This window comes from Alteromonas macleodii (assembly GCF_903772925.1).
GTDB classification, from domain to species: domain Bacteria; phylum Pseudomonadota; class Gammaproteobacteria; order Enterobacterales; family Alteromonadaceae; genus Alteromonas; species Alteromonas macleodii_A.
In genome coordinates this window covers 1,873,545-1,897,606 of sequence record NZ_LR812090.1, presented here as the reverse complement: position 1 = coordinate 1,897,606, position 24,062 = coordinate 1,873,545, and the positions used below count along the sequence as shown (strand labels likewise).

At 42.3% G+C, this 24,062-nt stretch carries 16 protein-coding genes; 8 read left to right on the top strand and 8 right to left on the bottom strand.

Going from position 1 to position 24,062, the window contains the following annotated elements:
- Positions 1-2: 2 nt before the first annotated feature.
- A complete protein-coding gene (locus PCAR9_RS08190; protein ID WP_179983173.1) occupies positions 3-2,342 on the bottom strand; it encodes a beta-galactosidase in 2,340 nt (779 codons plus the stop codon).
- 275 nt (positions 2,343-2,617) lie between these two features.
- On the opposite strand from PCAR9_RS08190, the gene PCAR9_RS08185 reads away from it, so the two are divergent.
- From PCAR9_RS08185 to aldA, 4 genes are read left to right on the top strand one after another with little or no spacing between them, the layout of a single operon-like run.
- On the top strand, positions 2,618-3,748 hold the full coding sequence (locus PCAR9_RS08185) for a mandelate racemase/muconate lactonizing enzyme family protein (RefSeq protein WP_179983172.1): 1,131 nt from the start codon (positions 2,618-2,620) through the stop codon (positions 3,746-3,748).
- Positions 3,749-3,757: 9 nt separating this feature from the next.
- On the top strand, positions 3,758-4,786 hold the full coding sequence (locus PCAR9_RS08180) for a zinc-dependent alcohol dehydrogenase (protein ID WP_179983171.1): 1,029 nt from the start codon (positions 3,758-3,760) through the stop codon (positions 4,784-4,786).
- On the top strand, positions 4,786-5,547 hold the full coding sequence (locus tag PCAR9_RS08175; protein ID WP_179983170.1) for an SDR family NAD(P)-dependent oxidoreductase: 762 nt from the start codon (positions 4,786-4,788) through the stop codon (positions 5,545-5,547). Before PCAR9_RS08180 ends, PCAR9_RS08175 begins: the two co-directional genes overlap by 1 nt.
- A 3-nt stretch (positions 5,548-5,550) precedes the next feature.
- The gene (gene aldA, locus PCAR9_RS08170) at positions 5,551-7,002 is read left to right on the top strand and encodes an aldehyde dehydrogenase (RefSeq protein WP_179983169.1); all 1,452 of its coding nucleotides are present in this window, start codon (positions 5,551-5,553) and stop codon (positions 7,000-7,002) included.
- A gap of 637 nt (positions 7,003-7,639) precedes the next feature.
- Here aldA and PCAR9_RS08165 read toward each other — a convergent pair.
- Together PCAR9_RS08165 and PCAR9_RS08160 are read right to left on the bottom strand one after the other, a co-directional pair.
- On the bottom strand, positions 7,640-9,202 hold the full coding sequence (locus PCAR9_RS08165) for a sodium/sugar symporter (protein ID WP_179983168.1): 1,563 nt from the start codon (positions 9,200-9,202) through the stop codon (positions 7,640-7,642).
- Between the two features lie 71 nt (positions 9,203-9,273).
- Positions 9,274-10,791: a sulfatase family protein gene (locus PCAR9_RS08160; RefSeq protein ID WP_232091157.1), complete on the bottom strand. Its 1,518-nt coding sequence runs from the start codon at positions 10,789-10,791 to the stop codon at positions 9,274-9,276.
- Positions 10,792-10,919: 128 nt separating this feature from the next.
- On the opposite strand from PCAR9_RS08160, the gene PCAR9_RS08155 reads away from it, so the two are divergent.
- The 4 genes from PCAR9_RS08155 to PCAR9_RS08140 are packed head-to-tail and all read left to right on the top strand — an operon-like array spanning position 10,920 to position 14,805.
- The gene (locus PCAR9_RS08155; protein WP_179983167.1) at positions 10,920-11,945 is read left to right on the top strand and encodes a sialic acid TRAP transporter substrate-binding protein SiaP; all 1,026 of its coding nucleotides are present in this window, start codon (positions 10,920-10,922) and stop codon (positions 11,943-11,945) included.
- Positions 11,923-12,435: a TRAP transporter small permease gene (locus PCAR9_RS20250; RefSeq protein WP_179983166.1), complete on the top strand. Its 513-nt coding sequence runs from the start codon at positions 11,923-11,925 to the stop codon at positions 12,433-12,435. Before PCAR9_RS08155 ends, PCAR9_RS20250 begins: the two co-directional genes overlap by 23 nt.
- Positions 12,436-12,439: 4 nt before the next feature.
- Positions 12,440-13,726 (top strand): TRAP transporter large permease, encoded by a 1,287-nt coding sequence (locus tag PCAR9_RS08145; RefSeq protein WP_179983165.1) that lies wholly within the window; start codon positions 12,440-12,442, stop codon positions 13,724-13,726.
- A 14-nt stretch (positions 13,727-13,740) separates the two neighbouring features.
- A complete protein-coding gene (locus PCAR9_RS08140; RefSeq protein WP_179983164.1) occupies positions 13,741-14,805 on the top strand; it encodes an L-dopachrome tautomerase-related protein in 1,065 nt (354 codons plus the stop codon).
- A 60-nt stretch (positions 14,806-14,865) separates the two neighbouring features.
- Here PCAR9_RS08140 and PCAR9_RS08135 read toward each other — a convergent pair whose 3' ends face one another.
- From PCAR9_RS08135 to PCAR9_RS08115, 5 genes are read right to left on the bottom strand one after another with little or no spacing between them, the layout of a single operon-like run.
- On the bottom strand, positions 14,866-17,157 hold the full coding sequence (locus PCAR9_RS08135) for a xanthine dehydrogenase family protein molybdopterin-binding subunit (protein WP_179983163.1): 2,292 nt from the start codon (positions 17,155-17,157) through the stop codon (positions 14,866-14,868).
- Positions 17,154-17,636, bottom strand: a complete 483-nt coding sequence (locus tag PCAR9_RS08130) for a (2Fe-2S)-binding protein (RefSeq protein ID WP_131136154.1) — start codon at positions 17,634-17,636, stop codon at positions 17,154-17,156. Before PCAR9_RS08130 ends, PCAR9_RS08135 begins: the two co-directional genes overlap by 4 nt.
- A 3-nt stretch (positions 17,637-17,639) precedes the next feature.
- Positions 17,640-19,259 carry an alpha-L-fucosidase gene (locus tag PCAR9_RS08125; protein WP_179983162.1) on the bottom strand — a complete coding sequence of 540 codons (1,620 nt, stop codon included), beginning with the start codon at positions 19,257-19,259 and terminating at the stop codon, positions 17,640-17,642.
- A gap of 16 nt (positions 19,260-19,275) precedes the next feature.
- Positions 19,276-21,984: a CRTAC1 family protein gene (locus PCAR9_RS08120; RefSeq protein WP_232091156.1), complete on the bottom strand. Its 2,709-nt coding sequence runs from the start codon at positions 21,982-21,984 to the stop codon at positions 19,276-19,278.
- Positions 21,981-23,924 (bottom strand): CRTAC1 family protein, encoded by a 1,944-nt coding sequence (locus PCAR9_RS08115; RefSeq protein ID WP_179983161.1) that lies wholly within the window; start codon positions 23,922-23,924, stop codon positions 21,981-21,983. The genes PCAR9_RS08120 and PCAR9_RS08115 overlap by 4 nt, the downstream gene beginning before the upstream one ends.
- Positions 23,925-24,062 lie beyond the last annotated feature (138 nt).

The following is a 24,062-nucleotide window of genomic DNA, read 5'->3' as shown; positions in this document are numbered from 1 at the left end:
AATCACTTCTCAAACCTACGTTGATATAACGAGTAGTTGACTTGCTTGACAGATTTAATAAATGGCTTGTAGGGAATATCTGCAACTGAAACAAAACCTACGTTGTAGTTTTCTCCATCATAAGCGCGCCCTGCAATTGGAGAGTCAATGTACTGAAACCAGTGAGCCCCTACAAAATAAGGATTGTCGATTACAGAGTTCATATAAGTTTCGTACATTTGCCCACGTATTTCTTGTGTATGAGCTCCAATTAAACCTGGGTTGAATAAACCAGAGTCCAAGGCTCCCATATGAAACTCTCCGATAATAGAAGGCATATCTAGCTCTTCTAGAAAATGCCAAAATACAGGGTTAATACCCTCTCTGTAGTAGTTATAACTCATTACATCAACATGCTTCGCAGCTGCACTGCGCAGTTCTGGTGTCATGCCCCAGTCCGCAAACCTAGCCCCCATATAGAGATGATTGGGCATGTATTTACCCATCGAATCAGCTACCGTTTTAAAATAGGCTTCCGCATAAAAGGTGAGAAGTTCACTATAGTCTTGAATTGCCTCCGTTGAATTAAAGTTGATTGCAAAGCCTTCATTTAATTCGTCAAAGCTAACGAAGGATACACCCCAATTTTTGTTTAGAGTCTGGATGCTTTCGTATCTATTTTTTAGCCACTCAACAAAAGCTGTTTTTGCGGGACTATCGCTTGCATTAAGCGCCATCGTACCCGCTACTAGACCGAATTGAGATTCGGGGCTCCCCATAATCCCCCAACTCTTTTCGTTATCGATAAACACTCCTACGCACCAAGGGCTATCTTTAACTTCTAGCGCTATCTGCTTCACTGTAGCATCAGTTCGTTCAGCGAACTTTTCATCAAAAGGGTCAGGAATAGGCGCCCAATAGTCATTGCCTGAGCTTACCGTTTTGAAATCACCAATAATCCAGCCATTAGCAAAATATGGGAAGTTGTCATTGTCGTAAAAACGCGTATCAATCCAGTTACCAAACGAAGTAAAGCCCCAGCTTTGCATACGCTTAACCGTTAGTGACTCCCACTTATCTAGTACTCCATCTACCGTCATGTCTCCAAATTTCCTAGCCAAATTCGCCATGTAATAACTGTAGGTTTCGCCTTTATCGATCGTTCCCGTATGCACAGAGCGTCGATAGCCATAAAAGTTACCTAAATCTTCATTATAATCGGGCAAGGAAGTAAACATATTGGCACGTATGGCAGATGCCTCGAAGCGATGCTCTGCTGCTTCATTACTCAGCCTATTGAGGCCCATTGAATCTTCAGGCGTTAAATCAGTACTCGTCCTTGATTTAACATAGGCGTCAGGCACATCAAACCCGGTGATAGTAGATGTATTTGCCATTCGAACATTGGCTATTCCTGTTGAGAAAAACAAATACCCTTCAGGGTCTACAAGGGCCCATTTTCCATCATGCTTTTCAGTGCGAAAATACCCCGTACTTTCTAATTTTGGTCCATTGAGGTACCCACCAAATTTGCTCCTATCAGTGGGAAATTGCGCTTGAAGTTCAACACTTTCTTCTTTGAAATGTTGCCGCAAATTGTCGATGGACGTAACTTTGCCTTCAAAATCAATTTTATTGTTTTGGCCAAATTCGTCGACAATATGCTTCGCCGAATCTTGAATAAAAGAGGTTGGGCGCACTGCTCTAATATCTCTAACGGTGATATATTTATCGGCCATTACCCCCATCACTTGGAAGGTAATTGATTTGATTTTACTGACATCTATCTCTTTTGAGCCCGTTCTCCATATTAGCTGAGTGTAGTTGGTGTCCCAATGTTTGGGGTTCGAACGCATACCAGTATCTAAGGATACATTCTCCCCTTTTATCAAAGAATAATAAGATGCAGAAGAATGAGGAGGTATAGCGCTATTGCGATTGTGTTTTTTCCCGTGCACATCAGTTAGGGCTACATGAAGGTGTACAGGCTCACTGCTCGGGTTATCAATATCCATTACTACGGCGACCGTGTCGTTCAAACTAAAATCCCACGTCGACTCAGCATTAATAGTTAAAAATGGTTTATTTGCTGATGCTGCGTTAAATTTTATATTGAGCTGCTTTTCTCCATCGTCTGCGGTTGAAATTTGCCAATCTACTGCATTAGCGTTTATCAGGCTTTTAGTGTTTTCATTTAACTTAACCATCGACTCAAGCATGTCGTGAGAAGTATTGCTTTCATGTTGTGAAGCCAACTCTTTCGTGTCAGTAATTAAATATGCTTCGCGCTTTGCGCACGATTGAAGCCCAAACACAGCTAAAACACACGTGGCAACCACGCTAAACCTGGTTCGAATAGTCATAATACCCCTTAAAAAATATCATTCGCCTTAACGAAAACCTTACTTTTAATAATACAACTGTCAACATTTTTGTTAACATTTTACAAAAATTGGTTTTTTGAAACTATCCGTTTGAGAGATATTTAGTGAATAATCAACAACATAGAAAAGTATTATAAATGTTACGTTGCAATTTTCACTCATTCGCAAATTCGCTCTTTCCCACAAATCAAAAGTTTGCTATTAATTGTTAACAATGTACAATTAAAAAATATAGGTTTTATAAGGATGCGAAAGTGACAGCAATCCCTTTAAGTACAAATCATGTTTCTGCCAGTGGTATCAAAGATGTTGAGGTTAGCTATTACGTTATCCCACTCCCGGAAGTGTTAAGCGACGCAAAACACGGTGACCATACACATTTTGAGTTGATTACCTGCACAGTGACATGCGGAGATGGTACCCAAGGTACTGGCTATACCTACACAGGCGGTAAAGGCGGACAAGCTATATTCAGCCTTTTAAAATATGACTTAGCCAAATTTTTGGTAGGTAAAGATGCTGATTGCGTTGAGTCTATCTGGGAGCAAATGCAATATGCATTGCACTATGTGGGGCGTGGTGGTTTAGTAAGTTTTGCGATATCTGCCGTTGATATTGCCTTGTGGGACATTCGCTGCAAGCGCATCCAACAACCCCTTTGGCGTCTAGCGGGCGGTTTTTCAGATAGGACCCCTTGCTACGCTGGAGGAATAGACCTTAATTTCAATGAAGAAAAGCTTATATCGAACGTAGACGGATATTTGAAAAAAGGGTTCAAGGCAGTAAAAATAAAAGTGGGTAAGCCTGATATAAACGAAGATATTGCCCGAGTCGCAGCAGTTCGAAATCACATTGGAGACAGCGTCGCTTTTATGGTGGACGCCAACTATTCTATGTCTCCTGAACATGCTATTCGATTCGCCAACGCGATTGAGAAATACAATATTCATTGGTTTGAAGAACCGACAATTCCAGACGACTATCAAAGCTATTCACGCATTGCATGTGCAACCAACATCCCTCTAGCAATGGGTGAGAATTTACATACATTGTATGAGTTCAATTATGCCATCAATCAATCAAAACTCTCGTACCTTCAGCCCGATGCATCGAATATTGGCGGGATTACTGGCTGGTTAAAAGTCGCGAGCCTCGCTCATATAAATAACCTGAAAGTTTGTAGTCATGGAATGCAGGAGCTGCACGTATCATTGATGGCTTCCCAGCCTAATGCAGGAATGATGGAATACCACTCGTTCCCCATAGATGCTTATACGAAGCACCCGGTCACTTTAGATAAAGACGGCTTTGCCGTTGCGCCCAATGTCATTGGTGTAGGCGTAATTTTTGATAAAGAAAAACTCTCACCGCATAAGGTCATGTAAGGAATTATTATGTTTTCAGCACAGTATATAGGTAACAAGACGTTTAACGTCCAGTCCGGAACGGCTATTCCACCAGGACCTGGCGAAGTTCGATTGAATGTAGGATATGTGGGTATTTGCGGTACTGACATGCACATTTACCATGGCGTCATGGATGCACGAGTTTCGCCACCTCAAATTATCGGTCACGAAATGTCAGGCGTAGTAGCGGAAATTGGACAAGGAGTTACTAACGTAGCACTGGGCGATAATGTGGTAGTAAGACCGTTGGATTATTGTCTTGAGTGTCCAGCATGTAAAGCCGGACACTCGCACGTTTGTCAAAACTTAAAATTCATGGGGATAGACACTCCTGGAGCCTTCCAGAGCTCTTGGACAGTTAAAGCAAGAACATTACATAAGTTACCAAGTAATGTTTCGTTAAAAATGGGGGCACTGGTAGAGCCTCTCGCTGTTGCATGTCACGATGTTTCACGTGCACGTGTTTCTCAAAATGAAGATGTTATCGTTATTGGCGGTGGCCCTATTGGTCAATTAGTGGCTTTAGTTGCTAAAGCTAAAGGCGCTAACGTAATGATTTCTGAAGTAAATGACACGCGCCGACAATTTGCTGAAAATAACGGTATTAGGACTGTTGACCCTATTAACCAAGATGTTATTGAGCAGGTAAATACATGGACAAATGGCAAGGGCGCTGATGTTGTTTTTGAAGTATCAGGTGTGCAAGCCGCTGTTGATGTAATGACGGACATTGCGGCAGTAAGGGGGCGTATTTGCATGGTAGCTATTCACTCCCAAAAACCACAAGTAGATTTGTTTAAGTTTTTCTGGAAAGAGCTCGAGCTTTTAGGTGCTCGCGTATATGAGCACGAAGACTTTGAGCACGCAATATCCTTAATTGCAAATGAGTCGTTAGATTTAGCCCCTTTCATTAGCTCAGTAAACCAATTATCAAACATTGGTGATGCGTTTAAGTCGATGGACGGAAATCCTTCGGGTATGAAAGCGCTTGTGTCGCTTATTGAGGAGGTACAATAATGAGCGAACTGTTTAGTTTAGAAGGGAAAACAGCATTGGTGACCGGCTGCAGCAGAGGCATAGGTCAAGCGATGGCAATAGGATTGGCTCAAGCTGGCGCTGATGTTATAGGAGTTTCGGCCTCACTAAATCATGGCAGTGAGACTGAAAAGGGCGTTATTGAATCAGGAAAGCGCTTTTCGGCTTATCAGTGTGACTTTAGCAACAGGGATGACGTTTATAAATTTATTGAAAAAGTGAAAAACGATCATCCAAAAATAGATATATTAGTGAACAATGCCGGTACTATTCTAAGAGATCCAGCAACGAACCACAGTGATGAGTACTGGGATAAGGTTATCGAAGTTAATCTCAATGCTCAATTTATTCTTAGCCGTGAGATAGGCAAAGATATGGTTGCAAATAAGTCGGGAAAAATCATTTTTACAGCTTCATTATTAACTTTTCAAGGTGGTATAACAGTACCTGGCTATGCTGCGAGCAAAGGAGCAATTGGGCAGTTAACAAAAGCACTTGCTAATGAGTGGGCAGGACAAGGTGTAAACGTTAATGCGATAGCACCAGGTTATATTGCCACAGACAATACAGAGGCACTAAGAAATGATCCACAAAGAGCGGCATCTATTCTAAGTCGTATACCACAAGGACGTTGGGGAGAGCCTACCGACTTTGTGGGCCCAACGGTATTTTTAGCATCTAAGGCATCTGACTACATGAATGGCGCTACTGTGCTCGTTGATGGCGGATGGATGGGAAGATAATTCATGTTTAAATACAATAAAAAGCATTTTATTAATGGCCAATACTGTGAATCAGTGTGTGCGGAGTCTATACCCGTTTTAAATCCTTCAACAAGCGAAGCAGTGGGTGAAGTGCCGCTAGGCTGTGAAGATGATGCAGAGCAAGCACTCATTAGTGCACAGCGGGCCCAAAAAGGATGGGCAAAAAAAACGGCTCGAGAAAGAGCAACCGTGCTTCGAAAATTCGCACAGCTTATACGAGATAACTCCCCTTCCCTAGCACCTTTAATCGTTCAGGAACAGGGCAAGCTTATTGGCGTTGCTGAAATGGAAGTGGCTGTAACCGCTAGTTTCATTGATTATGCATGTGACAATGCACTCACCATTAGCGGCGACATTCTGCCCTCAGATAACGAAAACGAAAAAATTTATATTCACAAAGTACCACGCGGCGTGGTTGTTGGTATTACAGCATGGAATTTTCCGTTAGCGCTGGCTGGCAGAAAAATAGGCCCAGCCCTAGTAACAGGAAACACTATGGTGTTAAAACCTACAGAAGAGACTCCGCTTTCAACAATGATGCTTGGCGAATTGGCCAATCAAGCTGGAATTCCAGCGGGAGTGCTGAATATTGTCAACGGTACGGGAAACTCAGTAGGTCAATACCTGTGCGAAAGTCCTATCACCAAACTTATTACCATGACGGGGAGTACTCGGGCAGGTCAGCACATATATCAATCAGCCGGTAAGCATATGATACCTGTAATGCTCGAGTTGGGTGGTAAAGCGCCCTTTATTGTTATGGAAGATGCTGATATAGACAAAGCGGTAAACGACTTAATAGACACCCGTTTTGCTAATTGTGGTCAGGTATGCACCTGTGCAGAGCGCCTTTATGTTCATTCAAATGTGTATGATGAATTTATTGAAAAGCTTACCCCTAAAGTCAGAGCATTAGTGGTAGGCGATCCAATGTCGCCAACAACGCAAATGGGCCCGAAAGTTAATGCTCGAGAGATTGACAATATTTCGTCTCTTCTGGGTAAGAGTTTAGAACAAGGCGCAGAAATTATCACAGGTGGCAGTAAAACAAGCATTGACGGCTTTGAGAAGGGTCACTGGTTTGAACCTACATTGGTGGGCAATGTTGCACAAGATAACGTACTTATGCACGAAGAAACGTTTGGCCCTATTTTGCCAATCTGCAAAATTGACAGCATAGACCAGGCTATTGCATACACAAATGACAGTGAATACGGACTATCCGCGTACTTATATACTAAATCACTAGCATATATAAACCAGGCCATTGACGAGATGGAGGTTGGTGAAGTGTATGTCAATAGAGGTATCGGAGAGCAGCATCAAGGTTTCCATAATGGTTGGAAAAAGAGCGGAATGGGCGGCGAGGACGGTCAATACGGTCTAGAGCAGTACCTTGATAAGAAAACTATTTATATGAACGAGGCCATTTAACACATTATACCTTTTCCTATATGCTCAGTCACCGATAGTTATCTATCGGTGAAATTGAGCATGTTGGAATAGGCAACAGTAAAACCATTGATAATGTTTATCGGAAAACACAATTTATTGAACAATACGAGCATTGCTTGACGCTCATTTTTTAGGAACTTTGAAATGGATTTAGAAAGTATTATCTTTCATTTGTGTTACTAATTTACTTTTGATTTCTACTGCGCCTATCGGATTACTTATTGCCAAAACAGTGCCTGTTTTTGCGTATCCTACAGGCTTTACCAATGTCGCGGGATTTTTAGCCAACACACTGAACCCTAAAGTCTCGATTTCTTATCTTGCCGCTTTTCTACAATTTATGCCTGATGACAACAGCGCGCTGAGCTCTTAGGCTCTTTTTTGTGCATATTCAATAGGTAATGTCGCCTAGTTTTCAACTATGCTCTTTCTCACTGGCGAAATCAAAAAGTGTAACGACCCACCCTAAATTTAACATTTGATTGAACTCTTGCACGGGTTTCGTATTTACCAGGTTCGGTATCAAATTTCTCTTTACAAAAAGTAGTTAGCAAACAACTGCTCGCCTTTGTCGAGTTCATTGCGCGAGTATTCTTACCGCTCCAACGCACCTCCACTACCACCATTTAAAATAGAGTAATACGAGCAAAATCATAATTCCTAGTGCTGACACGTTAAAGCTACGCTGCGTTTTAAAATTGATTGTCGAGACATCTACAGAAGTATCTGTAATCGAGGGTTTTCCGAGAAGTGAAGTAATGGTCGCAACAACTATGCACAAAATGAATACATACCCAATACGGTCCATGAATGGTATGGCAGGCCACGCTAACTTAAATACAATTGAAAAACCAGCCGAGCTTAACGCTGCCGCAAGGGCACCAGATGATGTCGTTCGTTTCCAGAACATACCTAAAAGAAAAATCGCTGTGATGCCTGGCGAAAAGAGGCCAGTAAATTCTTGGATATATTGAAATGCCTGATCAAATTTTCCAAGGAGTGGTTGGGCGGTCAGTAATGCCAAAATCAAAGATACGATCGTAGTTATTCTCCCCACTCGTACATAAAATTTCTGACTCTTATCAGGCTGTAAAGTCCGAAATATATCCATTGTGAAAATAGAAGAAATACTATTTGTCATCGACGCAAGCGATGAAACAATAGCAGCAACTAATGCTGCGAATACCAACCCTTTCAATCCAATTGGCATTAGTTCCATCATTGATGGGTATGCCTGATCGGGCGCGGTCAAATCAGGATATAGAATAAAGGCAGCAATTCCCGGCAACACGACAATAATAGGCATCAGTAATTTAAGGTAGGCAGCAAAAGCAATACCTTTTTGTGCTTCTTTGAGACTTTTTGCTGCTAACGCACGTTGAATTATATACTGATTGAATCCCCAATAACCTATGTTCATCACCCATAATCCACCGACTAGTACTGAAATACCAGGAAGACTCATATAGTGCGGACTCTCTTTTGACAAAATCATATCAAAGTGTTTTGGCGTACTTTCGGTCATAGTGTTAAAACCAGCTATAACTCCTTTGCCATTTCCGATAGTATCAAGTGCTAGATAGCTCAACACAAAGCCACCTACAACGAGTAAAACCACTTGAATAATGTCGGTATAAGCAACTACCTTTAGCCCGCCATAGAGTGAGTACACTACAGAAAATGAAGCTAAAAAAATCATCCCATATAGCCAACTAATTCCCATTATGGTTTGGATAGCCAGTCCTCCAAGCCATAACACAGAAGTAAGATTCACAAAGATAAATACCGAAAGCCAAAACAAAGCAAGTGTTGTCTTAACTCTGGAGTCGAAACGCTGCTCCAAATACTGAGGCATTGTATAAATTGCGTTTTTCAAGAAAATAGGAAGTAAATATTTTCCCACTACGATCAGAGTTATCGCCGCCATCCACTCGTATGAGGCAATCGCCAAGCCTATCGCATACCCCGAGCCTGACATACCAATTATTTGCTCTGCGGAAATATTCGAAGCAATTAAAGAGGCACCAATCGCCCACCAAGGTAAGGCCTTACTTGCTAAAAAGTAGTCTTCTGTATTCTGGTTTTCCTTTCGCTCATTTTTGGAAAGCAGGTACGCTATGAACAAAAGGCTTATTACATAGCCAATGAAAATTGCTAAGTCTAGTGATTCCAGCTTCATATAATTTCCCTGAACAGCCGGTTAAAAACATTAACGTTCGGTAGTGGATTTCCAAATGCTAACTTTGTAATTCATTCGATTACATACACTTCCCTATTCTTAGCTTCAGTAAGATTACGCTGATGTAACGCCTCGAAAAACTTATCGACTTCAGCTTTATATTCCCATGACTGCTGAAGTACATTATTTTGATTTTTTTTATTCCATATATTCCACTTGCGCGCCAGTGATTGCTGCGCCTCAATATTGGAATCTACGATGTTATTCGATTCTGTAGGGTCATGACGCATATCGAAAAAGCTTCTCCCTACACCAGGCAACGGTTGGTTCATATATTTGTAATCCTCTGTACGAACAGCCCAAATATGCTGGGCTTCTTCTAACCTCCAAAACAATGCCTTATGAGGAGAGCCTGTTTTTTCACCTGTTAGATATGGCATCAAATTAACTCCTTCAAGATCTGCGGTGTTTGCGTTCGCTAATACCGTGCTTGTAGCGGCTATATCCAAAGAAGATACTAGGCCATCGAACACCTGCCCTGGGGCAATTTTGCCTTTCCAATTGGCAAGAAAAGGGACGTGTATACCTCCTTCTAACAAACTCACTTTTCCACGTCTGAACGGTGTATTATCAGCCCAGTCGCTGGTAGGTTGCCAGTCTTCCGGATAAACCCCACCGTTGTCGGAAAGAAACAGTATAAGGGTGTTTTCCCTCAAACCTTGCCTGTCCAAAGCATCAATAATCATCCCAATACCACTGTCCATCTCATCGACCATAGCCGCATATACTCGTCGCTCTGTATCTTCAATATGAGCGTACTTTTTTATTGTGTCTTCGGGTGCTTGCAGTGGCGTATGAGGTGCGTTGTACGACATGAATATAAAAAAGGGGGATTTTCTGTTTTCTTTGATGAAGTCCGAAGCCTCTCGACTTAATGCTGTAGTCAGGTATTCCTCAAATTCAGCAACCTGCGTATTTCGCATAATCGGCAATGAATAGCCATCTCCTCCAACAGTAACTTGGCCGGGCATATAATTATGCCCACCGTCTAAAAAGCCATAAAAGTAGTCGAATCCTCTTTTGTTAGGTTGAAAATGCGGGGCACCACCTAGATGCCACTTTCCAAAAATAGCTGTACGGTAACCTACCTCTTGTAACCTTTCTGGAAAAGTCTTAACAGACAGGGGCAATCCCATGTTTTTATCTTGCGGAAAGTAGCTCACATTATTTTCCATACCGAAACGTGCTTGATATATTCCGGCTAATAACCCAGCTCGAGAGGGCCCACAATAAGGATGGGTCACATAACCGTTTGTGAACTGCACCCCCTCTGCAGCTAAAGCATCAATATTTGGTGTTTGAATATCGGTTACACCAGTATAACCCACGTCGTTATACCCTAAATCATCCGCCAATATGACGATTATATTTGGCGGAGTATCACTCCCTACTTGAACACTTTCATAGGCTCGTTTTTCACTAGCAGTCGCTTGTTGCCAAAACATTCCAAGAATGAAAACCACCAAGCTCAAAAAAAGCCATGGTCCTCTATCAGTCTCATTACATCCCACATTTTCTGTATTACTCATGTGTCTTCCTTTTAAAAACGTTTCGGTGTTTCATCATGGAAACCAAATTACTTTACAACAGCATAACATTTGTTTATTTTGTTAACAATTAACTGTGATACAAATTAATATTAGGATAAACATTAGCGATGAAAGTTTGGCTTGTCGTTTTGCGCTATCTACACTCTGCTTGTTGGGTTGCGGGCATTGGTATTTCGATAGGCATTTCTATTGAGGTATGCGCGGCTGAGCCTCATACAGCTTCATCAAACGCAAGAATAGTGCGCTGGGCGCATGTGTACGAAGCCTCTCATCCCCTTCATAAGTGGGCAGTATGGGCTAGTGAGCGCTTTTATGAAGAAACTAATGGAAGGTACAAGATTCTCGTCTACCCATCTTCTTTATTAGGTAAAGAGGGTCATCTCAATCAGAGTCTTAGTTTAGGTACTGTAGATATTATCTACACTGGTATCAGTTTTGCGGCGCAAACTCACCCTCCGTTGGGTCTCTCTGAATTACCCTATATTTTTAATGATATCTCTCATTGGCAACGTTTTTTTAAGTCCTCAATATTCCTTGATATGTCGGAAGACTACAGCGAGCTTGCTAGTGGAAATCGTATCGCAAGCGTTACTTATTATGGAACCAGACACATGACGGCAAACCGTCAAATAAATACACCCGAAGATATACAGGGGCTAAAAATACGTGTTCCAGGTGCAAAGGTTTACCACATTTTTCCTCTTTCTTTGGGTGCAAAGCCCAGCCCTATTGCCTTTTCAGAGGTGTACTTAGCGCTACAACAAGGGGTAGTAGATGCACAAGAAAACCCGTTACCGACTATTTCCGCTAAAAAATTATATGAGGTGCAAACCCATATTAATTTAACTGGTCATATACTTGGCTCAATACTCACCATTACCAATAGCCGGTTTTTAAACGAGCTTTCCAAGAAGGACCAGGGCGTTTTATTAGGTCTACTAGAAGAAGCATCAACTCGCGCATCTCGAGATATAGAACTGGAAGAGCTCCAGCTCAAACGTTGGTTTATTGACAACGGAGTGGTAGTCCACACACTTGATACGCAGCCCTTTAAACGTGCAACGCAACGTTATTTGTCAGATCGCCTTCAACCTAAGAGCCAAGGTATTTATGATAACATCCAATCTCTCTAGTAAGTCGACTCAAAGCACAAACGAAAAAGTCGAATTAGACGAAAAAATAGCCATTACTTTGTTTTGGTTTTTGGGTTTAACGCTTACTGCACAAGTGTTAAGTCGCTATCTATTGAATGCGCCATTAGGCTGGACAGAAGAAGTCGCCCGATATCAATTGATTCTTCTAACCTTTTTAGGCGCTGCTCAAGGTTTTAGAAAACAAACCCACATTAGCTTTAGTTACTTCCAACTGTGCTTGCCCAGTAAAATTAAATATTGGGTTACTCGATGTGTTTTGATTGTGAATTCGGTTACTTTGCTTTTCCTCGCTGCCTCTAGTCTTATTATTGCTTTAAAGATACAAAATCATGAGATGAGCGCACTAAACCTTTCATTCAGCTACTTATATAGCTTTATAGCACTGACTTTGCTTGCATGCTTTGTTCGTGCTGCACAGCAACTGTTCTCTTTTTTACTACGGAACACTTTTAATACAAGCGTAAATTAGACTTATGACCATACTACTGCTTTTTATCTCGCTTTTTGCGCTTATATTCATCGGTTTTCCCATAGCAATAGCGCTTATCGTCGCGTCTTTACTTGCTATTTTGTACGAAGGAAGCATTCCTTCTGTTGTTGTTCTGCACCAAATGGTAGGTGGCATGGATAGCTTTCCATTACTTTCGATTCCATTCTTTGTCATGGCAGGCGCATTAATGAACCAAGGTGGCATTACTCATAGAATATTTGACTTTGCCCAAGCACTAGTAGGTTGGTTACGCGGTGGGTTAGGACACGTAAATGTAGGGGCGTCAGTATTATTTTCCGGAATGTCTGGTGCAGCGGTTGCCGACGCTGGTGGACTCGGAGCAATTGAGATAAATGCTATGAAAGCGCGAGGATATGACACGGACTTTGCCGTTGGGCTTACGGCCGCATCCTCAACAATTGGGCCCATAATTCCGCCAAGCTTACCTATGATTATATATGGTGTACTTGCTTCAGAAAGTATAGGTAAGTTATTTGCAGCGGGTTTAGTCCCAGGGCTTTTAATGGCGCTCGCACTATCACTAATGGTCGCCTTTGTCGCTTATAAACGTGGGTATCAAAAAGATGCTGGTTTTGCTTTTTCTACTATTTTAAGCACGTTTAAAAGAGCTGGGCTTTCGTTGATGACGCCCTTCATTATTGTTGGTGGTATAGTGAGCGGCTTTTTTACTTCAACTGAGGCCGCCGTGGTCGCCTGTGTTTATGCCATCATACTTACAGGGTTTGTGTACAAGACTCTTACCTTAAAACGACTCCTTAGGGTGTCTTCTGAAACTGTTGAAACTACAAGTATGATAATGTTGATCATTGGCGGTGCAGCCATCTTTTCGTGGGTATTAACCAGTCAAGGTATTGATGCGGTAGTCGCTGACTTTTTAGCACAAACAGGTACAAGTAAAGTAACGCTATATCTGTGTATTACTCTTTTGCTTTTCATTGTGGGTTGCTTTATGGAAACCATTGCTGCTATCACAATTTTAACCCCAATTTTACTTCCAATCGCGATAGCCGCCGGAATAGAGCCGATTCAATTTGGTATTATTATGCTGCTTAATCTTATGATCGGGCTACTCACCCCTCCTCTGGGCATGGTGCTATTTGTACTTGCTCGAGTTTCTGGTTTAACAGTTGAAAAAACGGCTAAAGCTACTATGCCATTTCTATTACCGCTGATTATAGTGTTAGTGCTAACTATGATGGTACCGGAGATTACGCTTTGGTTACCCAATTTATTGTATCCTAACACTTAATTTATGGAGACTTTATGCGCCTTCGTCTGGTCATTGCTTTATTAATTCTTATAGTAAGCCCGCTAAGCCTACGAGTTTTTGCTGAACCTAATTTCGACGTTTTATTTGAGTTGGATGAAACTGTACCACCTGCAAATATTGCCGTTACACCAGAGGGGCGAACATTTCTAAGCACACACCAAGCTTACGGTGCTAACTACAAATTGTTGGAAATTACCCAAGACGGTGAGTTTGTTCCCTACCCCAATAAAGCATTTAGTGAATCCATGTTTTCCGTTTTAGGCACAGTTGCAGACAAAGAGGGCGTCTTATGGTTTCTAGATACAAGATGGGATTACCATTCAGGTAGAGTAATTGGATGGGATACGAAAACCGAGACATTGTTTAAAATGTTTCATATAACCAAACCTTATATTGGTGAGAACTATATTTTAAACGATTTAGCGGTTGATAGAACGCATAATGCAATTTATATCTCAGATACTGCTGACGCAAAAACATCTGCTCTAATCGTTATAGATATTGATACCGGACACATCCGTCGTGTACTTTCAGGGTCTACCTACACTATTCCAGAAGATAAAAACATAGTAATTGACGGTAAGGTTCTCCCAATGGGGGAAGAAAATGCCCGTATAGGCGTAAACCCGATAACCATTGATCACAACGATGAGTGGGTCTATTTCGCGCCAATGACGTCTGAATCGCTCTATAGAGTTAAAACTGAAGACTTGCTAAACGATGAGTTAAATGATGCACGCTTAGCAAGCAAGGTGGAATTTTTCGCCCGCAAACCATTTAGTGATGGAATTACGATAGATACAGCTGGAAATATTTATGTTTCAGACATAACAAATAACACACTTGCCATCATCAATAATAAAAGACAATATCAACCGCTTTTTAAAGATGAGAGACTCGCTTGGGTTGAAGGGTTCGCCAATGCAGGCGATAAAGGTATCTTAGCAACGGCCAATCAATTACACCGCTCAAAAGCCTTCAACAAAAGTAGTACTTCTACCAACAAGTTTTACATCATCCGCTTTACACCAAAAGCCAACGCCGGCTTTGGTCGCTAGAACGATGCGATGGTGCCAATGCAAGGCATTGGCACTTACATTTACAACCAGTAATGAATATCAAACTGAATAAAATTTATTAAGTGGCAACGTGCGATGACGATTTCCTGTAGCTGAGAAGATGGCATTTGCAACGCTTGGCGCAACAGGTGGAACCCCAGGTTCGCCCACACCACCCGGCGCGTTGCTCCCCCCGTCCATTATATGAACATGTATTGCAGGGCACTGTGACATTCTTAGTACGGGATAATCATGGAAATTAGATTGCCTCACCGCGCCGTTATCAATATCTATTGTTCCCATTAGCGATAATGACAACCCAAAAATCATCGCACCTTCCATCTGAGCACGAACTCTATCTGGGTTGACTACGGTTCCACAATCAATAACGCAATGCATTTCTTCTACAGCCAATTTTTTTTCAACAACCTTTACCTTTGTTGCCACCGCAACATAGCTCACGAAACTTCGGTGAACAGCGAGCCCCCACCCTTGCCCATTGGGTAACGCTTCGTTTAAGGGGGCGTTCGACAATAAAGTTTCAACAACCTTACGATAGCGTCGCGTTGAGTATGGGTGGCGCGTTAGTGTTTCGGAGTAATTGGTAAATTCAAAATTGTATTCTTCTTTGTGATCGATATCTTTATCCTTGGCAAGATTAGCAAGGATAAAATCAGACATGGACAAATCTACCTTGTGTGCCGCCTCATCTACCGCACAGTTTAACGCAAATGCATGTTGAATATTGCATACAGAGCGCATCCAGCCGATTCTAACTGGACTATCTGCCATTGCCTTTTCAAATAACGCATTATCTACATCGTAAGGGAAGTCTGCAAAACCGAGGCTCAACTCAAAATCTTGGGGCGTATTCGCCTTATGATCGAATGTGGATAATATGGTGGGATAAGCCGTAAGGCGGTGCCATGCTAATAATTTACCCTTTTTATCAATACCCACTTTTATTTTTTCCACTGCTCCAGCATGATAGTAACCGTGCTTGATGTCATCCTCTCTAGTCCAAACCACTTTAATGGGTTTCGATATTCTTTGCGAAAGAAAAACAGCTTCGTTTACAAAATCAGATTTTGATTTTCGACCAAATGCGCCGCCGAGAAGCGTTGGGGTAACTATAAACGATGATTCAGGCAAACCTGTAAGTGCCGCGGCGTTTTGCATTGTCGATTGCGGATCTTGGACACTTGCATAAATTTCGCACTTGTTGTCTTTGAACCACGCTGTCGCCGCGGGTGTCTCCATTGGTGCGTGAGCAAGATAAGGGGTTTGATAACTCGCTTCTAGAATTAAATCCGACTGCTCAAAGCCTTTTGTAACGTCACCTTTTCCTCCTACTTTTTCAGGTAAATCAGATAGGCTCTTTCTCCACATATCAAACGAAGGTTCAGAATTCACCTCCCTATTCGCTTCACCTTCTTCGTTATAAGTCCATTTAACATTTAGTAATTTTCGACCTTGCATGGCTGCCCATGTATTGGTAGCAATCACTGCGACACCAGCTAACGGGAAATACACAACCGTCTCCTTGGTCGCAGGCATTTGTATTACCTCTTGCACTCCCGGAACTGCTAATGCGGCAGCTCTATCAAATGACTCGACTTGACCGTGAAGCACCGGGCAACGCTCGATAGACGCAATTAGCATTCCTGGCAAGGTCACATCAATGCCAAAACACGCTTTTCCTGATGTAATATCATCAATGTCAACGATAGTAATGCCTTTCCCAATATATTGATAATTGGAAAATGGCTTAAACTTTAATGTGTTTGGCTCGGGTATCGATTGTTTGCTAGCAAGTTCGGCCAAATCTCCATAAGCGAGAGTCTTATCGTTTTTCTTATTAAAAACTCTCCCGTTTTTTGCAAAAACGTCTTGTAAAGAAACCTGCCAATACTCCGCACCAGCACTTTCTAGCATTGTGCGTGCAGAAGCGCCTACTTCTCGCAATTTATCCCAAAAAAGCCGGATGCTAGTGGACCCATCGGTATTTTGATTTCCGTATGCCTTGTTACCACGTCCTTGAATAACCCTAACCATTTCCCAGTCGGCCTCGAGTTCGTCGGCAATAATTTGAGCAATACCAGTTTTTGACCCCTGCCCCATTTCTGAGCGATGAGAAACTATGTCTATGGTGCCATCGGTATGGATTGACACAAATATATTAAGCCGATGATGAGGCGCTATAGCGTCAAATTTTATACGCGATGAGTCACTTGCACCTAACGCATATGTCGTATTGCAGGCCAATAACAGTCCTGAGCCTGCTACGCCAGATAACCTTAGAAACTCTCGGCGAGATAATTTTGCTAGAAATGCAGTTGGTGGCGCTATCATTTTTTATCACCTGCTTGATTGCTTTGCATTAGCTTTGATGCGTGCTTAATTGCCGCTTTGATCCTCGGATAGGTACCGCAACGACAAATATTACCTGACATAAACGCATCAATATCAGCATCACTTGGTGAAGGGATGTGATTTAACATCGACAACGCGCTCATGATTTGTCCCGACTGGCAATACCCACACTGAGGCACATTGTATTCTCGCCATGATATTTGAATAGCGTGTTCCTGCCCTTCTTTACTAACACTCTCGATCGTCGCAATTGCAGAACCTTCCACCACTCCTACGGGTGTAATACACGAACGCACAGCCTCGCCATTTACATGGACTGTGCAAGCACCGCATAACCCCATACCGCAGCCAAACTTTGTTCCTTTCTTATTAAGCACATCACGCAATACCCATAGAAGCGGCATGTTTTCCTCCACATCTACTGTGTGTTGTTCGCCATCAATGTAGAGTTTCATCATGCGTTAGTTACCGCCACTATTAGTAAAAGATACGAGGTCATCATTACGTTTCTCCCATTGTATAGAAAAGGCATACGCCAGCTGTGAGGGTGAATTCGCTTTGAGTTTTATCCGCAGCCCATCCATATCTTGCTTCCAATATTCGATGTAGTTGCCATTCAAGCTCTTTACAGAAGTGACAGCATCGTGTTCTAGGCTGTTGTTTAAGGATAAAGATGAAATTAGGATTTCTTCATGCGGCATACCTAGGGCAATTGCATATAGCGTATTATCGTTTTGAGTAAATCTTATATCTTGAGCGGTATAGTCGACATGTTTTGTAAAATGACCACTATTTGACATTTTAGTAGGACCTTCACCAAAAATTTTCCATGGTCGGGTTTTATAAATTGCCTCGCCGTTTATATGAAGCCAATTACCCAGCTCCTTCAATACAGCTTTTTGATCCTCAGGAATAGTGCCATCAAATTTAGGAGAAATATTCAGCGATAACTGACCGTTTTTGGATACAATATCAATAAAGTCATGCAGCACCCAACTGGCAGGTTTTATTTCCAAGCCCTCGATGTACGACCAACTTTGCTTCGAAATAGTATCATCTGTTAGCCATGGCAAATTGGTTAGCTTATCGCGACGGCCTTGTTCAAAATCCTCTACGGAGAAGCTGTAAGGCATGTCCCTATCTTTATGCGTTATCATGACGTCTTTACCCCATCGCCCTGCCGCATTTAAATAGTAGGAAGCAAATTCAAATCGCGCTTGCTCTGGGATTAAATCCAGCCAAGTGTCAAACCACACAATGTCGGGCTGATATCTATCAACAACTTCTTTTAAACTGCCTAACCAGAATGTATCTATCCACTCTTCTTCTTCCATATTACCGTATAGAATCGCCAATTCAGGATCATTTGACGAAGTTGCTAAGCCATCAACCCATGGAAAGTGTGAATTCCAGTACATGTGATACATATCCAAGTGGCCATACTTTTGCAAGGCCCGTTCATATGACTGCCCCTTATAGCGCTGTAAATTTCTAGCGTGATGAAAAGTGGTAATAAGCTTCATTCCCCTCTTTCTCAACTCTGCTGTGATTTCCCCTGTAATATCGCGTTTAGGGCCGATATTAGCCGAGTTCCAAGGAGTAATTTGACTATCCCACAACGCATAGCCGTCGTGATGCATAGCAACAGGCCCCGCAAATTTAGCGCCTGCTAATTCAAACAAATCTACCCATTCTGCAGCATCAAAGTGTTCAGCGGTAAAGCGCGGAATCATATCGTGATACGCAAATTCTGAAGGGTGCCCAAAATTTTGAGTATGCCAATCGAGAAGCTCAATATGATAGCCTGGTTTCTTTCCTTGCCAGCTTTCAGGTGGCACTTTAAAGTGCATCCATCGGGGGTACCATTCGTTTCCTTTTGCGGCTACTGTGTAGGGGCCCCATGTAAAGTAAATTCCCAATTTTGCATCTCTGAACCAGTCAGGCACAGCATAATGACGAGCCAACGATTTTTCATTCGCAGTGTAAATTTCTTGAGCTTGTGCTTTTGAAGCAAAACACAGCATCGATACGAATAGCGCAAATATTGCTAATAGTGCGTTTAACGTCCCTATTTTTTTCATAGTGTTGAGTCTTTTACTAGTACAATTTAATCCGCTGGATACTGTCTTCATACATGTTGCCGTCACTTGAGGTAAATACCACTCTTAGCATGTAGTATTCTCCTGGTTTTAAATTAGAAGAGGGCAACAAACCTTGCAGATTAATAGAGGCGGTGGCGCTGCCTTGTTCGGTGTATAGCACTGACGAATCTACTTCAATTCTATCTTCTAAAGGAATGAGGCCTGATGAGCGGTGACGCAACCAAAACTGCATGCCCCCTTCATCTGCGGCAATTACGTTTTGGCCAGTTCCTGCATGATATTTTACTGTCAGCGTAAGAGGCTTTGAGCTATCTATACCGTTCAGTTGAAGATCCTCTTTATCAAGGATGTTTACGAATGGTGTCCTCTCAACTTTCGAGGCAAGCTGTTCTTTTAGAAAAACAGAATGAACGGAGGGCTCACTAGGTTTGTGCTTCCCTACGGTAAAAATTTGGTTAATTGAAGGCTTTTCGATTACGAGGGTTTCACCATTTCTCCAGCGTATTTGTACTTTGTTTATATGAGCAGTATTTCCAAGCCCAAAATGTACAATATTGAGGAAACTCTGGGAAAATATTTCCCCGGCTGAACCAACGCGTTTTCTGAACTCACCGGCCGGTGTAGTTAATGTTACATAAGCGCCTAATGCATCTACATTGCTTTTTGGAGAGTAACCAACATTAATTAATGCATAGTTACTCTTGCTAGTATTATTTTTGCCATTGTTTTCGTACAGATACCAATAGCCATGCTCGCTTCCAGAAAGAATATCGAGGTAACCATCAAGGTTAAAATCGAACGCTTGCCCCATATCTCCGAAGCCAGGCCCACCGTGATCACTTGCGCCGTGCATTGTTGATGTTTCGAACTTACCCTTTCCAGTATTCAATAACATAACATCAGCAATTCGCTTATCTACTCTACCCCAACGATAAACGAACAAATCCTGATAAGAGTCGTTGTTGAAATCGCCTGTAGTAACTCCCAGTGCATTGCCCCCTAGAGGAATTTCCCACTGAGCTGAAACGTCGAAAAAGCGACCATCTCTATTTTCTAAAAGCACGTCCTGAATGTTTCTATTTTCAGGTTCGAACGCTGGATTTGCTGCGGTAACACCCTGTAAGGTAAAAAAGAAGGACCAAAAGATATTGCCATTTCTTACCAACTCTGCGTTCCACTTCCCATCACCTAGATAACCAAAGTAGACGCCATTATCTTGCCGTATTTCAGGCCAGCCTCTCGCCATCTCGGAATTAAAAGTGAATTGACCACCAGACTGAATATTGTGTACAGCTTTGCTTGCCCCTAAATAAATAGGGTAGTCTTTACCTCTAAATCCCATCTGACCTAGAAAGTAATAATTATTAAGGGTAATTGAGTCATCCGCGCTAAAGCTGAAACTGTCCCGGCCTTCATACCCTCTTGTTTTTATAGCAAAAGATTTTGAAATAGGGTCAAAATCCAACGAAGGAGCTTCGCCAAAACCGTGCTCGAATTCTTTGCCTCTCGCAAGATATAGATCAAGATCGCCGTCATTATCTATATCAATGTCGGCGATAGCCATAACCTGCCGAATGTCTTTTATCTCTAATGGCAACAAAGACGATACGTCAGTGTAAGTAAAGTCACCGTTTCCTTGCCACAAAGTTAAAGGACCGTACATAATGACGTCGTCAATACCGTCGTTATTAAAATCGGTGATCAGCGCTCTCGACGCCCTAACATCTTCTATCCCCGGTACTGATTTATAAACAAATCGTCCCTTGCCTTTATTCTCAAAAAACATATGCTGCGGCTTACTGTGCGTTAAGCTTGTTTCGTTAATAACGAAGAGATCTAAGTCTCCATCGAGATCCACATCAGTAAACCTCGCGCCACGCCCACGGCCACCTTTGTCTATACCTGCATCGCCGGTAAAACGAACAAAGTTCCCGTTGTCGTTCACATAAAAATAGGAAACTGAAGGTGTGGTTCCATTACCTCCGCCTCGAGTGAGCATTAAGTCAAGGTCACCATCGTTGTCATAATCGCCAAGAGCCGTTCCATGCAAGTCTTGCATTAGCCAGCGAGAAAGGTTGCGAGAGTGCTTAGTTACTGTGAAATCACCATTATTCCAGTAAATCTTGCTACTTTCCGCATTATGATTATTTACAACGAAATCGTAATCACCGTCTTGGTCAATATCAGCTACAGAGGGCCCGCCATATTTTAGAGATGGCACTTTGTCTATTCCGGCTTGCTCAGTAATATCGAAGAAGGAGGGAAGTGCAATTGACGATTTCTCGATATGCCAATCTAATAGAGTTAACTTACCGTTTATTGTCTTTAGCGTGAGAGCTTTTTCTCCTGTTGATTCAAACGCTATCAGCGAATGCAAAGTTTGCCCCCCTAGCTCGGGTACATTGACATTATCGACCAGTAGCTTGTTACCTGCTAAAACAGAAAACCTAGTAAGGCGTGAATGATTATTGACTCTAAATACCACTTTATAAGCATGTGATTCAGTAACATTCATAGAAACAACCAAGGGTTGTTGCGGAGTAATTATACGACCGTGGTGCTTTTCATGGTTATAAGTGCACCCAGCTATAGCAATTAATAACGCTAGCAAACACGCTATAATCGCAAGATTCGATAACCAGTTCCCCTGTTGACGCGTATCTTCCTTTGCAATTCGCAACCTACACTGATTGATTTTTTTCACAGGTTATCTCCGACCTTTACCAACTGATCAGCGGGCAAATCTTTAATCGTAGTTACTTCTCTATCTCTCCATTGAACACGGACTTCTTCTATAACCTCTTGCGTACCTAGCCCCACATGAACAATATTCAGCAGACTTTGCGAATGATTCGCATTGGGCGAACCAACAAGCGTAAAATGTTGCTCACTAGCGGTTTTTACCCAAACTTTGGCCCCCATGGGATCAATGCCGTTTGGCGAATAACCTATGTGTAGCAGAAGGAAATGATTTTCAGTAGATGGTGTGACGTTGTGATACATATGCCACTTACCGTTATCATCATCACCACTTAAAATATCGAGCTTGCCGTCAAGATTGAAATCAGCCGCGATCCCCCCGTCGCCATGAGAATCCATTCCCACTTCACTTGTAGCGTTGTGATGTACTGACTCTTCAAAAATATACCCCCCCTGATTCAGTAACATTACATCAACCACCCGGCGTTTGAGCTCACCGAATCGATAAACGAAAAAGTCAGCTAGCCCGTTATTATCAAAGTCACCTGCTGTTACCCCCCAGTTGTTATCACGAGTTGAATTGGGAAGAACATTTGAAATGTCGGTTAATACTCCATCGTCATTGCGTAAAAGCACATCAGGCACAGACAAATCTTGAGGCTGCCATTGCGCCTCATATTTTTCTACTCCAATTACAGACGCTCTCAAATCCCAAGCTAAGTCAGCGGCCATGTTCCACTCAAAGCGCCACTTGTTGTTGCCTAAGTAGCCAATGTACCACCCTGTTTCTTCAACTTTATCGGGAAAGCCTTCTGCTTCTGTTGGTAAAATGGTTACTGGATTGACAGGGGTTGCTATCTGGCGCTTATTTCGCCCAATAAATACAGGCATGCTCTTCAATAGATTTGCTCGGGGAAAGTGATAAAAGTCTGTCAAGGTAAGTGCATTATCAGCGTGAAGATACATGCCGTCGTGCCCCTTACTCCCCTTATCCCTCAAGTCTAAGCGTTTTCGCTTTTGGTCAAAACTTACGGCGTTATTTGCAATGGTGTAATACAGCTTCCCTCTCGCAAAGTAGTAGTCAAGGTCTCCGTCATTATCAATATCCGCCTGCGCTACTGTAATAGTTCCAGGATAGTTCTTACTGTTCTGAGGAAATACCGAAGAAGACGTATTTGTGAACGTTAAATCACCGTTTCCCTTCAATATCGTGCTTTTATCATAGCTAGTAAACGCAATAATGTCGGGTACATTGTCATTGTTATAATCTGTAATAAGCAGACGTTCAGCTTCAATATCTTCGAAACTAGGACTGCGAAAGTAATCGAACTTCCCATTTCCTAGATTTTCAAAAATAATGTTTCGAGGTGTCGACTCATTAAGCATTTTAGCCGCATTGATCTGCAAGAAATCGAGGTCGCCATCATTGTCAAGGTCAACCCAGCGGACGCTTCGCCCCCGGGCCCCCAGCTTTGATACCCCAGCAGCCTCTGTTACATCAGTAAAAATTCCATGGTCGTTGCGCAGCATTCGCTGAGGAGAAGGGTGCAGACCGTTTCCCCCTCCCACAGATAGCAAAATATCATTGTCGCCATCTAGGTCGTAATCACCCGCAGCAATACCGTGCAGATCAACTTTCGGAAATATTGTTTCATGCTCTACATAGCCGTTAGCAGACGTTGCCATAAACAACTGTACGGGAGTAGAGTCATGGTTTGTTAGAAGTAAATCGTAAAAACCGTCTTGGTTTAAGTCGGCGACAGAAGGGCCTCCATACTTCCAATTGGGCTGCGTGATTAAACCTACTTGCTCAGAAACGTCAGAAAACACAACCTTTGCAGTACCGTCTTGCTCGTGTGTATTGCTACATCCCACTACCACTGCCGCACTTAAACAAGCCGTAACAAGAGCCGAAAATACAATAGCGCAATTCTTTTTGTTCATAAGTGTTCTTTGACCAATGTTTATTTAAACCTGCTTGGCCGGCACACGCAGCTGCCAGCACCACAGAATGATGACAACTGTTAACAATATACAACAAAGAACAAAGTTTCAACAAATAACTACATCTCGTTTACAACT